Below are 13,045 nucleotides of genomic sequence, written 5' to 3'. Positions count from 1 at the left end.
CGGAGATCGTGCGGGAAAGGGCACGCCGGCCGCCCGGTCTTGTCGGGGCTGCGCGGCGACCTATATGTGAACAGGATTAACATGGGCATGGGAGCCAATGGACACGCAACGGGAACTGCTGATCGAACAGAGGGTCGCGAATGACGCGAAATCGCCGCTGGTCGCCTATCTGCTGGCGATCCTGCTTTGGGGCTTCGGGGCGCATCGCATGTATCTGGGCCGCTGGGCCAGCGGCCTCATCATGCTGGCGCTGTGGGGTCTGGGCTGGCTGACGGCGCCGATCCTGATCGGCTGGCCGCTGGTCGGGCTGGTCTGCCTGTGGGCGCTGGTCGACCTGTTCCTGATCCCCGGCATGATCCAGGAGGACAAGGACGAGATCCGCCGGCGGCTGGGCTCGGGCCTGCGCTGAGGCTTCAGCCGGTAAACAAGCCCAGGGTGACGAAGACCGCCGCCGCCGCCAGCCAGGCCGGCTTGTGCCGGTGGCCGAGGATGCCGAAACCCAGGCAAGGCGCGGCAAGGAACCAGGGCCAGTGCCGCGCCAGCCCCGGCGCGGCGCCGGAGATCCAGCCCGGCGCCATCAGCGCCAGGAAATAGCCGATCAGCGCCAGCACCCCGAAATAACAGGCGGCGGCCAACCCGACCTCGAGCACGGCGCGCTCGGTCCGCTCGTCGTTCCAGCGATGCGGGCGGGTCAGGTAGCCGCGCGACAGCGTGATGATGGTGACCGCCAGGAAGGTTGCCGCAGCAATGCCGAGCACCGGCAACAGATAGGCCTGGGTGATGGCCGAGGCGACGGGCGCCCCTTCGGTCACCCGCCCGGCATCGACAAGGCCGAACAGGCTGATCGAGGCCATGAAGGCCGAGGCATAGGCGGTGAGCGTGGTGGGGTTCGACATGCTGGCCCTTTGCTGCTGGCTTGGTGCGGTGACTCGCGGTCGGGCGCAAGATAGCGGCGCGCGGCAGAGCTGTCATCTGACAGGGGCGTGGGCTGCGGCTTGCTGCCAAGCCCGGCCGTCGCAGGTTGCGGCTAGGCGGGAACGGAGGACGCAGTGGACACGGTTCCGGTTGTGCCGGGCGTGGCGGCAAGCGGCGCTGCAACGGCTGGCACGCGATTCGCGGCAGGGCCGATAAAGGCCCGCATATCGCGCGGACGCCTAGCCGCTCACGGTAACGCCTCAGACGTGAAGCAATCCCGAGCGGCTTAGCGCGACAGACCGCCCGCCACGCTGGGCACATCCCCCGCAGCAAACCCGTAATGCCGCAGCCAGCGCAGGTCGCTTTCGAAGAACGCCCGCAGATCGGGAATGCCGTATTTCAGCATGGCGATGCGGTCGATGCCCATGCCGAAGGCGAAGCCCTGCCATTCCTCGGGGTCGATGCCGCCCGCCGCCAGCACCTTGGGATGCACCATGCCCGAGCCCAGGATCTCCAGCCAGCTTTCGCCCTGGCCGATGGTCAGCTTGCCGCCCTCCCACGAGCAGCGGATATCGACCTCGGCCGAGGGCTCGGTGAAGGGGAAATGGCTGGCGCGGAAGCGCAGCTCGACCTCGTCCACCTCGAAGAAGGCGCGACAGAACTCCTCAAGCGTCCATTTCAGGTTCGCCATCGAGATGCCCTTGCCCAGCGCCAGCCCCTCGACCTGGTGGAACATCGGCGTATGGGTCTGGTCCATGTCCATCCGGTAGACCCGGCCCGGGCAGATCACCCGGATCGGCGCGCCCGTCGCCTGCATGGCGCGGATCTGCACCGGCGAAGTATGGGTGCGCAGCACATGCGGCGGGCGCGGGTCGTCCGCCGCGCGGGCCATGAAGAAAGTGTCGTGCTCCTGCCGGGCGGGATGCTCGGGCGGGATGTTCAACGCGTCGAAATTGAACCAGTCGCTTTCGATCTGCGGGCCCTCGGCGACGCGGAAACCCATGTCGGCGAAGATCGCGGTGACTTCCTCGGTCACCTGGCTGATCGGGTGGATCGTACCCTGCGGCCGCGGCCGGCCGGGCAGCGTCACGTCCAGCCATTCCTGCTTCAGCCGCGCGTCCAGCGCCGCATCCTCGAGCCCCTGCTTGCGGGCGCGCAGCGCGGCGTCGATCTCGTCCTTCAGGCGGTTGAGCGCCGCGCCGGTGGTCTGGCGCTGCTCGGGCGTCATCCGGCCCAGTTCCTTCATCATGCCGCTGATCTCACCCTTCTTGCCCAGGGCGGCCAGCCGCACCTGTTCCAGCGCCTCGCCGTCGGCGGCGGTCGCGATGCGGTCGAGATAGGACTGGCGAAGGGCGGTCAGGTCGGACTGGTCGGACATGGGCAGGTTTCCTTGCGGTTCGCGGGCCGATTAGCACGCGGAGACCGCAGGGAAAAGCCCGGGGGAGGCCCTTAGCGGGCGAAGGTCTCGGCCACCCGCTCGGCCGGGCGGCACAGCCGCACGCCGCCGGGGCCGCAGACGAAGGGCCGCTCGACCAGCAGCGGGTTCTCGACCATGGCGGCCAGGATGTCCTCGTCGCTGGCTTCCGGCAGGCCGCGCGCCTCGGCATCGGTGCCCTTGACGCGCAGGGCCTGGCGCGGGGTCACGTCGGCGGCGGCGAACAGGCCCAGAAGCTGGCCGCGGGTCCAGCCGTCGCGGGCGTAATCGACGATCTCGGGCTCGTGCCCGGCGTCGCGGATCATCTGCAGCACCTTGCGCGAGGTCGAGCAGGTCGGCTTGTGATAGATGGTGATCATGTCCTATTTCCAGATCGAGGCGCTGGCGCCCGGCGCCACTGTGGGATGATCGGCCAGGCGGAAGGTCGGGTTCAACCCCTCGGCACGCTGGCGCAGATAGTCCCGGGTGACATAGGCGATGGTGCCGGAAAGCGCCACGATGGCGATCAGGTTGATCGTCGCCATCAGCCCCATCGAGGCATCGGCGAAGTCGAAGACGGTCTGCACGGTCTGGATCGCCCCCCAGATCACCATGGCCATGACGCCGATGCGTAGCGCGATCACCGGCACCGGGCTGCCATGGCCCAGGAAGACGATGGCGTTCTCGGCATAGGCGTAATTGCCGATGATCGAGGTGAAGGCGAAGAAGAAGATGGCGATGGCGACGAAATAATGCCCGAAGCCGCCGAAATGCTCGCCCAGCGCCGCCTGGGTCAGGGCGACGCCGGTCAACTCGGCCGAGGGCACGGCGCCCGACAGCAGGATCATGATCGCGGTGGCGGTGCAGACCAGGATGGTGTCGATGAACACGCCCAGCGCCTGCACGAAGCCCTGGCTGGAGGGGTGATGCGGATCGGGCACGGCGACGGCGGCGATGTTCGGGGCCGAGCCCATGCCGGCCTCGTTCGAGAACAGCCCGCGCTTGACGCCGTTCAGCATGGCGGCGGCGATGCCGCCGGCGGCGCCGCCCGCCGCCTCCTGCAGGCCGAAGGCCGAGCCGATGATCTGGCCGATCACCCCGGGCACCAGGGTGATGTTGGCGATCAGCACCCAGGCCGCCGCCAGCAGATAGGCGCCGGCCATGAAGGGCACGACATATTCCGCCACCCGGGCGATCTGCGGGATGCCGCCGAAGATGATCACCCCGGTCAGCGCCGCGATGGCGATGCCGACCACGGATTTGTCGATGCCGAAGGCGCCCGCGACCGCCTCGGCGATGGAATTGGACTGCACGGCGTTGAAGATCAGCCCGAAGGCGATGATCAGCGCCACGGCGAAGATGACCGCCAGCCAGCCCTGCCCCAGGGCCTTCTTGATGTAGAAGGCCGGGCCGCCGCGATACATGCCGTTCGGCCCGTGCTCCTTGTAAAGCTGGGCCAGGGTCGATTCGGCATAGGCCGTGGCCATGCCGACCAGCGCCACCATCCACATCCAGAAGACCGCGCCCGGCCCGCCCAGCGTGATCGCCACCGCGACCCCGGCGATATTGCCGGTGCCGACGCGGCTGGCCAGGCTGACGGTCAGCGCCTGGAAGGGCGAGATGCCGTCCTTGTCGGCCGTCCGCGAGCCAAGCACGCAGCGGAACATCTCGCCGAAATGCCGGATCTGGATGAAGCCCAGCCGGATGGTGAAGAAGATCCCCACCGCCAGCAGGCCATAGATCAGGACGTAGCCCCAGAAGATCGTGTTCAGGAAGTCGATGATGCCGGTCATGGTCGTGTCCCCCGTTCGCCGGGGGATTGTGTAACGGATGCGTGAGCATCGCAACCCGCCTGCCGCGGCGCGACCTGCAGCCAAACCCCGCCATGCGGGCGCAGGGTCAGGATCATGCGCGGCTGCGGCCGGCGCGCCGTCAGGGCAAAGCGGAAGCGCGAGACCAGCGTGGCAAGGATGATCACCGCCTCTTGCAGGGCGAAGCTGGCGCCGATGCAGATGCGCGGCCCGGCGCCGAAGGGCAGGAAGGCGAAGCGGTCGCGGGTCACGCCGGGGGCGAAACGCCCGGGGTCGAACCGGTCAGGATCGTCCCAGAGCATCCGGTGGCGATGCAGCGCATAGATCGGCAGCATGATCGTGTCGCCCGGCCGCACCTCGCGCCCGCCGAGGCTGTCGTGGATGCGGGCGGTGCGCGACAGGAAGGCGGCGGGCGGGTAAAGCCGCAGCGCCTCCTCGACCACCTGGCGGATATAGGTCAGGCGCGGCAGGTCGTCGGCGGTGGCGGCCCGGCCGGCCAGCGCAGCCCGGGCCTCGCGCGCGGCGCGGTCCTGCACCTCGGGGTCGAAGGCCAGCAGGTAAAGCGCCCAGGCCAGCGTCAAGGCCGTGGTCTCGTGCCCGGCGACGATGAAGGTCAGCAGGTTGTCGCGCAGCTCGGCCGGGGTCATGCGGCGATGCGTCTCGGGGTCCTCGCCGGCGCGCAGCAGGTCCAGAAGGTCCGGCACCGGGCGCGGACCCGAGCGCGCCCGGGCGCGGATCGCCTCGTCGGCGACGCGCTTCATCCGCCGCAGATCGCCGCCGGAGACCAGCCGCCCGGGCCGCGGAATCCAGCCCGGCAGGCCCAGGATGTCCAGGACCGAGATGCGGGCCGCGCCGGCGATATAGGCGTCGATGGCCTGATGCACCGCGTCGCGGTCGAAGCCCTCGTCGCCGGAAAAGGTCACGTCCGAGATCACCTCGAAGGTCGCGGCCACGGTCTCGGCAAAGACATCGACCGGGCCCTGCGCCGCCGCCAGCCGCCGGGCGCTGGCCTCGGCGGCGGCGGTCATCACCGGCGCCAGCGCCTCGACATGGCGCTGGGCGAAGGCCGGGGCGGCGGCCAGGCGCTGCCAGCGCCAATGCGCGCCCTCGGCCACGAACATGGAATTGCCGATGGCAGGCTCCAGGATCAGCCGGGTGACCAGCGATTTCGGATAATCCTCGACCCGGTCCTTGAGCACCCGGCGCAGCGCCTCGGGGTCCATGACCATGTGCCAGCGCTTGCCGGTCTTGCCCGAGACCATGGGCTGGCGCACGGCGATCTCGGGGATCAGCTCCAGCACGTTGCGCCGCGCGGTCATGGCGCTGGCCAGCACCCCCATCGGCTGGCGATGCAGGGGCACGCGGGCGGGGTAGCGGTCGGGCGACGGGTCCAGAGACATCAGCGGCCAAACCCGCCAAGGCGACCGAGGTTCCCGGCGGCCGATGCCGAAAGCTTCTTTCTTGCCCAAATATCCCGGGGGAACGCCGCACCGGCCCCGCCAAGGGGCCGGTGCGGCGTGGGGGCAGAGCCCCCGGACCCGCGCGCCGCCGGCAACGAAAAAACCCGCGCCTCGCGGCGCGGGTCCTGTCCGTTTCAGCCTTGGCCCGGAATCAGGCGGCGGCTTTCGCCTGCGCGACCACGGCGGCAAAGGCCTCGGGCTCGTGGACGGCCAGGTCGGCCAGGACCTTGCGGTCCACCTCGATCCCGGCTTTCGCCAGCGCGGCGATGAAGCGCGAATAGGTCATCTCGGCATCGACGGCGCGCACGGCGGCGTTGATGCGCTGGATCCACAGCGCGCGGAAATTGCGCTTGCGCGTCTTGCGGTCGCGGGTCGCGTATTGGTTGGCCTTGTCGACGGCCTGGGTCGCGGTGCGGAAGTTGCGCGACCGGTTGCCGTAATAGCCTTTCGCCGCGTCAAGAACCTTCTTGTGGCGGGCGTGGGTGATCTTACCCGATTTGACTCGTGCCATGTCCGGTTCTCCTTAGCGGTTGTAGGGCATGTATTTCTTGACGATCTTCGCGTCCGCATCGGACAGGACCATGGTCCCGGTCACGTCGCGGATGAATTTCGTCGAGCGCTTGATCATGCCGTGGCGCTTGCCGGCCGGGCCGGCCTTGACCTTGCCGGTGGCCGTCATCGAGAACCGCTTCTTGGCGGCCGATTTGGTCTTCATCTTCGGCATTTTACTCTCCTTGCGGTCAGAGTGAACGCGCGACTCGGCAATGCCATCTCGGCCGGCCGCGCGGGTGGAAGCGTGCCCTATAAGCGGGCACGCACGGATTGGCAAGGGTTATTGGCCCTGGGCCGGAGCCTCGGCCCCGTCCTCTGCCGCCGGCGCATCCGCAGCCGGGGTGTCGGCGGCGGGATCCTCGACAACGGGATCGGCGGCAGGCTCCTCCGCGGCGGGGGCTTCCGGCGCGGGGGCTTCCGGCGCGGAATCAGCCGGGGGGTTCTCGGCGGCAGGCGTCTCCGCGGGGGCTTCCAACGCCGGGGTCTCGGGCGCGGCCTCGCCGGCCGGGGCTTCCTCGGCCGGGGCCTCGGGCGCGGGCGCCGTGACCGGGTCGGTGCCGGTCGTCACCTCGCCGTTCACCAGCCGCTGCCAGCTTTCCTGCAGCGACTGGATGCCGAAGGGCCGCTGATCGAGCCAGCCGCCCGCCAGCAGCAGCACGATGCCCAGCACCAGCAGGATCGCGGCACCTCGGGGGGCCTGCGTGCGCGCCACCGACAGGATGGCCAGAAGGACCGAGAGGGCGCAAAGCGCCACGCCGGCCAGCAGCAGGATGTCGATCATCGGATCACCTTTCCGTTGCGGATCTCTTTGAACCCGCGGCTTATTCCGGATCGGTGCGGTAGATCAAGCGTTCGTCGCAGGGCGCGATGCGCAGGATGTTGGTGGTGCCCGGCACGTTGAAGGGCACGCCGGCCATGACGACGATCTGGTTCGACTCGTCGGCAAAGCCGAAATCCCGCGCCGCCTTGGCCGCGTTCACCACCGCCTGCTTGAAGCGTTCCAGCGAGGGGGTCTTGACGCAATGCGTGCCCCAGGTCAGGCACAGCCGGCGCAGCGTGCCCTGTTCCGAGGACATGGCGACGATCGGCACCCGCGGCCGCTCGCGCGCCGTCAGGCTGGCGGTGGTGCCGGATTGGGTAAAGGCGCAGATGCAGGAAATGTCGGTGGTCTCGGCGATCTCGCGCGCCGCGGCGACGATGGCATCGGCCACGGTCTGGCGCCTGGCGCTGCGCGAGCTTTCGATGATGTCGCGATAGGTCGGGTCGCTTTCGACCGAGCGCGCGACATTGTCCATGGTCGCCACCGCCTCGACCGGATAGGCGCCGGCCGCGCTTTCGGCCGAGAGCATCACCGCATCGGCGCCCTCGTAGATGGCGGTGGCCACGTCCGAGACCTCGGCGCGGGTCGGCATCGGGCTTTCGATCATCGATTCCAGCATCTGGGTCGCCACGATCACCGGCTTGGCCGCCGCGCGGCAGGCGCGCACCAGCCGCTTCTGGATCGGCGGCACCGAATGCACCGGCAGTTCCACCCCCAGGTCGCCCCGCGCCACCATGATCCCGTCCGAGACCTTCAGGATCTCGGAAAACGCGCGCACGGCGGCGGGTTTCTCGATCTTGGACAGGATGGCGGCGCGGCCCTTGGCCAGTTCGCGCGCCTCGATCACGTCCTCGGGGCGCTGCACGAAGGACAGCGCCAGCCAGTCCACGCCCAGCCCGCAGGCGAATTCCAGGTCGTCGCGGTCCTTGTCCGACAGCGCCGCCAGCGGCAGCACCACGTCGGGCACGTTCACGCCCTTGCGGTTCGAGATCGCGCCCCCCGCCGTCACCACGCAATCGGCGAAATCCGAGCCGCAGGCCTCGACCCGCAGGCGGATCTTGCCGTCGTTGACCAGCAGCTCGGCGCCGGGTTCCAGCGCCGCGAAGATCTCGGGATGCGGCAGCTGCACGCGGTTGGCGGTGCCCGGCGCCGGATCGAGGTCGAAGCGGAAGACCTGCCCGTCCTGCAGATCATGCGGCCCCTCGGCGAAGGTGCCGACGCGCAGCTTCGGGCCCTGCAGGTCGGCCAGCACCGCGATGGGCCGGCCCGATTCGGCCTCGACCTTGCGGATGATGTCGTAGCGGGCGCGCTGCTCCTCATGCGTGCCGTGGCTCATGTTCAGGCGGAACACGTCCGCGCCGGCCTCGAAAAGGGCGCGGATGGTGGCGAAATCGCTGGAGGCCGGCCCAAGCGTTGCCACGATCTTGACCTTGCGATGCCGTCTCATGCGTTCCTCCCGCGGATGTTTGCGCTATCGTCGCTGCGTTTATGGCCTATTGGCCGGTCTGCGGCAACTATGCTTGGCCTTGCGATTGGCTTTGGGCCCGAACTCATTGCCGGTCGGCCCCTCCATCATCGGGCGAAGAGGCTCAGGCCACCACCCCTTTCGCGTTCGCCCGACAGCCGACCATTCACGCCTTGAAGATGGCCGATGCATCGGAGGGACCGCGGCGGCAACCTCAGACCCGGTGCCGCGCCAGGAAACCCGCCAGCACCGAGGCCAGGCGGTCGGCCCAGAGCTGCTGGCCAGCCTCGTCCGCGATCAGGTCGTTCCTGACCTCGATCAGCACGTTCGGACGGCCATGCGCCAGGGCGTGGCGGTCGATGGAATCCCCATCCAGATGGCCGGAATAAGGTTCGTTCTCGCCGGTGATCCAGCCCAGGTCGCGGCATTCGCGCACCAGGGCCGGGCCCAGCCGCTTGTCGCGATGCGAATAGAGCACCCCCACCGCCCAGGGCCGGCGCGGCCGGCCGCGCAGCTGGCGGGTAAAGCTGTGGATGGCGCAGATCGCCCGGTCCGGCCGCCCGGCCGCCAGCCGCGCATAGGCGGCGTGATAGGGACGGTAGAGCCGCTCGAGCCGCCGCTCGCGCTCGGCCGCGTCCATGCGGCGATTCGCGGGAATCACCGTGCCGTCATAGATGCGCATCAGCAGGGTCGGATCGTCCTCGCCGCGGTTCGGGTCGATCACCAGCCGAGAGAAATCCGACAGGATCGCCGGCGCGTCCAGGCGCTCGGCCAGCGCGCGCGTCAGCCCGGCGGCGCCGACGTCATAGGCGATGTGGCGCGCCATGTCCTCTGGCGCGATGCCCAGATCGCCGCCCGCGATCCAGTCCGGCACGCGGTTCGTCGCATGATCGCAGGTGATCAACCAGCGCGAGGGCCGGTCCTCTCCGATCGTTGAATAGGGCTGTGCCGTCATCCGTCCATCGCCTTTCCGCAGCAAGCTTCGGGTTCCAGACTCATGGAGTTTCACAGCCAGAACAAGACGGCTGCAGCAAGGAGGATGGCGGACAGGAAGACCTTTCCGCCTGTCGCAGCGGGTTGCGATCCGGCGCCGCACGCTATGACAGAGGATCCGGAAACGCTGCAAATCCCTGGTCGCCCGGATGTGGGCCTTCGGGGTCTTCTGGTCCATGCCCCGGATGCGCTTGTCCTCGACCCTCGCTGACGATCACAGCGTCAGCCTGACGGAAGCGACGGCACTGCCGGCCCGGAAAATCGCGCTCGGCAGCTGGACTGTAACCTAAGATGAGGGCCTTGCCGGGCAGATCGCGGCATTGCGCGCAGAACGCCTGCCGCACGAAACCGGCAGCGTGCTGCTCGGCATCACCGGCAAACCGCCGCTCCGTTCACATCGTTACGGCTCTGCCGGAGCCGCGGGACAGTTCTGGCAGCGTCACCGCCTTTGAGCGGGGCATGTGCGGCCTTGCCGCCACCGTCAAGGAAACAGCTTTAAGGAATGCCCCGGCGCAGCTTTTGAGAGCGTCGTAGATCTGCAAAAGGCCGGGAGCGACGGCGCCGGGTGCCAAGCTTTGTTGGTAGCCATGGTCCGTCACCGGTGCATGGAGACATGACTTTCATGGGGCGTAAGACGAGAGGCAGAATGACCACCTCATGAAAAAAAAAGGCAGGACTCTCTGAAACGCCACACCAAGCGAAAACTGGTCGGAGCGAGAGGATTCGAACCTCCGACCCCCTGCTCCCGAAGCAGGTGCGCTACCAGGCTGCGCTACGCTCCGACCGTGTGGGGCAGGTAGCCCCTGGGACGGCGGAATGCAAGGGGGAATCTTGCGGTTCAGCCCCAGAAAAACCGCCTCAGCCCCGCTCGCGCAGCAGGCGCTGCAGCAGGCTCCAGCGCGGCGCGGTCACCGCATCGCTGCCAAAGCGCGCCCGCGTCGCCGGGCGCAGCCGCGACGCGCCCAGCCGCTCGCGCATCAGGATGTAGAGGCCCGAGCCCATTATCAGCCCCGCCCCCAGCACCGTCGGCCCGTCCGGGCGCTCTCCGAACAGGAACCAGCCATAGGCCACCGCCCAGAGCATCTGCGAATATTGCATCGGCGCGACATTGGCCGCCTCGCCGGCCTGATAGGCCAGGATCAGCAGGAAACCCGCCGCAAGGCCCAGGGCCGCGATCACCCCGGTCAGCGCCAGGTCCCCCAGCTCCATCGGGCGATAGGCGAAGCCCAGCGAGGCGCCGGTGAGCAGGAAATTCCCGATCATCGGCCAAAGCAGCAGGATCACCGTCCGCTCGGACCGGCCCAGCTTGCGCACGGCGATGGCGGAAAGCGCCGTCGCCGTCGCCCCCATCAAGGCCGCCAGATGGCCGAGGCCCAGGGAGGTCGCGCCGGGGCGCAGCACGATCAGCACCCCGCAAAGCCCGGCGCAGACCGCCAGCCAGCGGTGCAGCCCGACCTTTTCGCCCAGAAGCGGCACCGACAGCACGGTGACGATCAGCGGCGCGGCGAAGAGGATGGAATAGACCTGCGCCAGGGGCAGCACGGAAAAGGCGTAGAAGCCGCCGACCCCGGAGGCGACGATGCAAAGCGAACGCAGCCCGACCCAGAACGGGTTGCGCGGCCGCAATGTGCCATGCGTCGGGTCGCGCAGCAGCAGCACCGCCAGCGGCGGAAAGGACAGCAGCGCCGAGAAGAACAGGATCTGCAGCGCCGGGTAGCTCTCGCCCAGCAGCTTGATGATCACGTCATGGGTGGAATAGAGCCCCATGGACAGAAGGGCGAGCAGCGCGCCCTTGATATTGCCCGCCGTCATGCGCCCCTCCGACGCTCCGCGATGGGGCCGCGCCTGCCCGGGACAGGCGCGGCCGGCCGATTACAGCGCCGAAAGCGCCGCGACGATGTGGTCGCCCATCTCGGCGGTCGAGACCGGCTTGCCGCCCTCGGCACCCATCAGGTCGCCGGTGCGCACGCCATCGGCCAGCACCTTCTCGACGGCCTTTTCCAGCAGGTCGGCCTCGGCGCCCAGATCGAAGGAATAGCGCAGGCACATGGCAAAGCTCAGGATGCAGGCGATCGGGTTGGCCTTGCCCTGCCCGGCGATGTCGGGGGCCGAACCGTGCACCGGCTCGTAAAGCGCCTTGGGCCGGCCGTTCGCCATCGGCGCGCCAAGGCTGGCCGAGGGCAGCATGCCCAGGCTGCCGGTCAGCATCGCCGCCGCATCCGACAGGATGTCGCCGAACAGGTTGTCGGTCACGATCACGTCGAACTGGCGCGGGTTGCGCACCAGCTGCATGGCGCCGTTGTCGGCATACATGTGCGACAGCTCGACATCGGGATATTCGTTGTCATGGACCCATTGCACCTCCTCGCGCCAGAGGATGCCGGATTCCATCACATTGGCCTTTTCCATCGAGCAGACGCGGCCCGCGCGCTTGCGGGCCAGTTCGAAGGCCGAGCGCGCGACGCGGCGGATCTCTCCGCTGGTGTAACGCTGAGTGTTCACGCCGACGCGGCCGCCCTCGTTGCCAGGGGTGTCGTCGTCGGAAATGCCGCGTGGCTCGCCGAAATAGACGCCAGAGGTCAGCTCGCGCACGATCAGGATGTCGAGCCCGGCCACCACCTCGCGCTTGAGCGAGCTGAAATCGGCCAGCGCGTCGAAGCATTGCGCCGGGCGCAGGTTGGCGAACAGGTCCATCTCCTTGCGCAGGCGCAGCAGGCCGCGCTCGGGCTTCACCGAGAAGTCGAGGTCGTCGTATTTCGGCCCGCCAACGGCACCCAGCAGCACCGCATCGACCGCCTGCGCCTTTGCCATGGTCTCGTCCGCCAGGGGCTTGCCGTGCTTGTCATAGGCTGCGCCGCCGACCAGATCCTCGCTGACGTCGAAGGACAGGGCACGGTTCTTCTCGAACCAGCCGATGACCTTGCGCACCTCGGCCATGACCTCGGGGCCGATGCCGTCGCCGGGCAGGATCAGCAGGGAATAGGTCGTCATCGCAGGCATCCTCTATGCTTCTGGCACTTGGCGACCCGCCTAGCCTTGCGGCCCCGCTGCGTCAAGTTCACGGCGAATTGGGTTGCGCCGGCTGGGCGGATCGGGCGGGATGGGCGGGCAAACCGAACGCCCAGAACAAGCAAGGGAGCAATCCATGAAGGCACTCGCGGCTCTGGCCGGCACGCTGGTCCTGGTGTCAGGCGCGGCGCTGGCGGACGGCGGCATCACCGTCAGGCTTCCCGATGTCTCGGGCCTGTCCGAGGCCGAGGCGAAGTCGCTGATCGCGGACCTGGCGAATGTGAACGTCATCACCTCGAACTGCCCGGATTACCCGATCACGGACGGGGAATGGACGCTGATCACCGGCACGGGCGACCTGCTGGCGGCGAAACTGGGTCTGGACGCCTCGGCCTATGACCGGACCTATTACGGGCCGGCCTTCAAGCTTCTGGACGATCCGGGCGCCTGCGACCGCATCGGGCCGACGGCGAAGCCGCTGATCCAGCGGCTGGTCGGCATGGGCGGCGGCACGACGCCGCTGACGCAATCGCAATAAAGCCTCGCGCCGCCGCGCAATCGCGCGTCGCACCTTGCCCGCGCCCACGCCGCGGCCTAGCCTGCGGC

14 protein-coding genes and 1 tRNA gene are annotated in these 13,045 nt (G+C 68.7%); 2 read left to right on the top strand and 13 right to left on the bottom strand.

Features of this window, described 5'->3' with window-relative positions:
* Window positions 1-97: 97 nt before the first annotated feature.
* Window positions 98-409 (top strand): TM2 domain-containing protein, encoded by a 312-nt coding sequence (locus PARJ55_RS0112580; protein WP_028713374.1) that lies wholly within the window; start codon window positions 98-100, stop codon window positions 407-409.
* A gap of 4 nt (window positions 410-413) precedes the next feature.
* Here the strand turns inward: PARJ55_RS0112580 and PARJ55_RS0112575 are convergent, their stop codons facing one another.
* The 13 genes from PARJ55_RS0112575 to leuB all read right to left on the bottom strand — a co-directional run bounded on the left by PARJ55_RS0112575 (window position 414) and on the right by leuB (window position 12,421).
* Window positions 414-896, bottom strand: coding sequence for a hypothetical protein (locus PARJ55_RS0112575; RefSeq protein ID WP_028713373.1), 483 nt, complete (start codon window positions 894-896; stop codon window positions 414-416).
* A gap of 305 nt (window positions 897-1,201) precedes the next feature.
* Complete coding sequence (pheS, locus tag PARJ55_RS0112570; RefSeq protein ID WP_028713372.1) at window positions 1,202-2,293, bottom strand: phenylalanine--tRNA ligase subunit alpha; 1,092 nt, start codon at window positions 2,291-2,293, stop codon at window positions 1,202-1,204.
* Between the two features lie 71 nt (window positions 2,294-2,364).
* Window positions 2,365-2,709 (bottom strand): arsenate reductase family protein, encoded by a 345-nt coding sequence (locus tag PARJ55_RS0112565; RefSeq protein WP_028713371.1) that lies wholly within the window; start codon window positions 2,707-2,709, stop codon window positions 2,365-2,367.
* A 3-nt stretch (window positions 2,710-2,712) separates the two neighbouring features.
* A complete protein-coding gene (locus tag PARJ55_RS0112560; RefSeq protein ID WP_028713370.1) occupies window positions 2,713-4,122 on the bottom strand; it encodes a sodium:alanine symporter family protein in 1,410 nt (469 codons plus the stop codon).
* Entirely contained in the window at window positions 4,119-5,540 is a 1,422-nt protein-coding gene (locus tag PARJ55_RS21965; RefSeq protein ID WP_230377644.1) for a cytochrome P450, read from the bottom strand. The genes PARJ55_RS0112560 and PARJ55_RS21965 overlap by 4 nt, the downstream gene beginning before the upstream one ends.
* A gap of 211 nt (window positions 5,541-5,751) precedes the next feature.
* Window positions 5,752-6,111, bottom strand: a complete 360-nt coding sequence (gene rplT / locus PARJ55_RS0112550) for a 50S ribosomal protein L20 (protein WP_011748559.1) — start codon at window positions 6,109-6,111, stop codon at window positions 5,752-5,754.
* 12 nt (window positions 6,112-6,123) lie between these two features.
* Window positions 6,124-6,324: a 50S ribosomal protein L35 gene (gene rpmI / locus PARJ55_RS0112545; RefSeq protein WP_028713369.1), complete on the bottom strand. Its 201-nt coding sequence runs from the start codon at window positions 6,322-6,324 to the stop codon at window positions 6,124-6,126.
* A gap of 108 nt (window positions 6,325-6,432) precedes the next feature.
* Window positions 6,433-6,933: a hypothetical protein gene (locus PARJ55_RS0112540; protein ID WP_028713368.1), complete on the bottom strand. Its 501-nt coding sequence runs from the start codon at window positions 6,931-6,933 to the stop codon at window positions 6,433-6,435.
* 40 nt (window positions 6,934-6,973) lie between these two features.
* Window positions 6,974-8,419: a pyruvate kinase gene (gene pyk, locus PARJ55_RS0112535; protein ID WP_028713367.1), complete on the bottom strand. Its 1,446-nt coding sequence runs from the start codon at window positions 8,417-8,419 to the stop codon at window positions 6,974-6,976.
* Between the two features lie 232 nt (window positions 8,420-8,651).
* Window positions 8,652-9,392 carry an N-formylglutamate amidohydrolase gene (locus PARJ55_RS0112530; RefSeq protein ID WP_028713366.1) on the bottom strand — a complete coding sequence of 247 codons (741 nt, stop codon included), beginning with the start codon at window positions 9,390-9,392 and terminating at the stop codon, window positions 8,652-8,654.
* A 743-nt stretch (window positions 9,393-10,135) separates the two neighbouring features.
* Window positions 10,136-10,212, bottom strand: a tRNA-Pro gene (locus PARJ55_RS0112520).
* Between the two features lie 76 nt (window positions 10,213-10,288).
* Window positions 10,289-11,242, bottom strand: coding sequence for a DMT family transporter (locus PARJ55_RS0112515; RefSeq protein WP_028713365.1), 954 nt, complete (start codon window positions 11,240-11,242; stop codon window positions 10,289-10,291).
* A 60-nt stretch (window positions 11,243-11,302) separates the two neighbouring features.
* Window positions 11,303-12,421, bottom strand: coding sequence for a 3-isopropylmalate dehydrogenase (leuB, locus tag PARJ55_RS0112510; RefSeq protein WP_028713364.1), 1,119 nt, complete (start codon window positions 12,419-12,421; stop codon window positions 11,303-11,305).
* Window positions 12,422-12,575: 154 nt separating this feature from the next.
* Here leuB and PARJ55_RS0112505 point away from each other — a divergent pair, with 154 nt between their 5' ends.
* Window positions 12,576-12,977 (top strand): hypothetical protein, encoded by a 402-nt coding sequence (locus tag PARJ55_RS0112505; RefSeq protein ID WP_028713363.1) that lies wholly within the window; start codon window positions 12,576-12,578, stop codon window positions 12,975-12,977.
* Window positions 12,978-13,045: the final 68 nt, after the last annotated feature.

The organism is Paracoccus sp. J55 (genome assembly GCF_000513975.1).
Taxonomy (GTDB): domain Bacteria; phylum Pseudomonadota; class Alphaproteobacteria; order Rhodobacterales; family Rhodobacteraceae; genus Paracoccus.
This window is presented reverse-complemented; position numbering and strand designations above follow the sequence as displayed.

What these genes read in the sequence shown, in the direction of transcription:
- PARJ55_RS0112580 (WP_028713374.1), top strand. Translation starts at nt 98, where the DNA reads ATGGACACGCAACGGGAACTGCTGATCGAACAGAGGGTCGCGAATGAC.
- PARJ55_RS0112575 (WP_028713373.1), bottom strand. Translation starts at nt 896, where the DNA reads ATGTCGAACCCCACCACGCTCACCGCCTATGCCTCGGCCTTCATGGCC.
- pheS (WP_028713372.1), bottom strand. Translation starts at nt 2,293, where the DNA reads ATGTCCGACCAGTCCGACCTGACCGCCCTTCGCCAGTCCTATCTCGAC.
- PARJ55_RS0112565 (WP_028713371.1), bottom strand. Translation starts at nt 2,709, where the DNA reads ATGATCACCATCTATCACAAGCCGACCTGCTCGACCTCGCGCAAGGTG.
- PARJ55_RS0112560 (WP_028713370.1), bottom strand. Translation starts at nt 4,122, where the DNA reads ATGACCGGCATCATCGACTTCCTGAACACGATCTTCTGGGGCTACGTC.
- PARJ55_RS21965 (WP_230377644.1), bottom strand. Translation starts at nt 5,540, where the DNA reads ATGTCTCTGGACCCGTCGCCCGACCGCTACCCCGCCCGCGTGCCCCTG.
- rplT (WP_011748559.1), bottom strand. Translation starts at nt 6,111, where the DNA reads ATGGCACGAGTCAAATCGGGTAAGATCACCCACGCCCGCCACAAGAAG.
- rpmI (WP_028713369.1), bottom strand. Translation starts at nt 6,324, where the DNA reads ATGCCGAAGATGAAGACCAAATCGGCCGCCAAGAAGCGGTTCTCGATG.
- PARJ55_RS0112540 (WP_028713368.1), bottom strand. Translation starts at nt 6,933, where the DNA reads ATGATCGACATCCTGCTGCTGGCCGGCGTGGCGCTTTGCGCCCTCTCG.
- pyk (WP_028713367.1), bottom strand. Translation starts at nt 8,419, where the DNA reads ATGAGACGGCATCGCAAGGTCAAGATCGTGGCAACGCTTGGGCCGGCC.
- PARJ55_RS0112530 (WP_028713366.1), bottom strand. Translation starts at nt 9,392, where the DNA reads ATGACGGCACAGCCCTATTCAACGATCGGAGAGGACCGGCCCTCGCGC.
- PARJ55_RS0112515 (WP_028713365.1), bottom strand. Translation starts at nt 11,242, where the DNA reads ATGACGGCGGGCAATATCAAGGGCGCGCTGCTCGCCCTTCTGTCCATG.
- leuB (WP_028713364.1), bottom strand. Translation starts at nt 12,421, where the DNA reads ATGACGACCTATTCCCTGCTGATCCTGCCCGGCGACGGCATCGGCCCC.
- PARJ55_RS0112505 (WP_028713363.1), top strand. Translation starts at nt 12,576, where the DNA reads ATGAAGGCACTCGCGGCTCTGGCCGGCACGCTGGTCCTGGTGTCAGGC.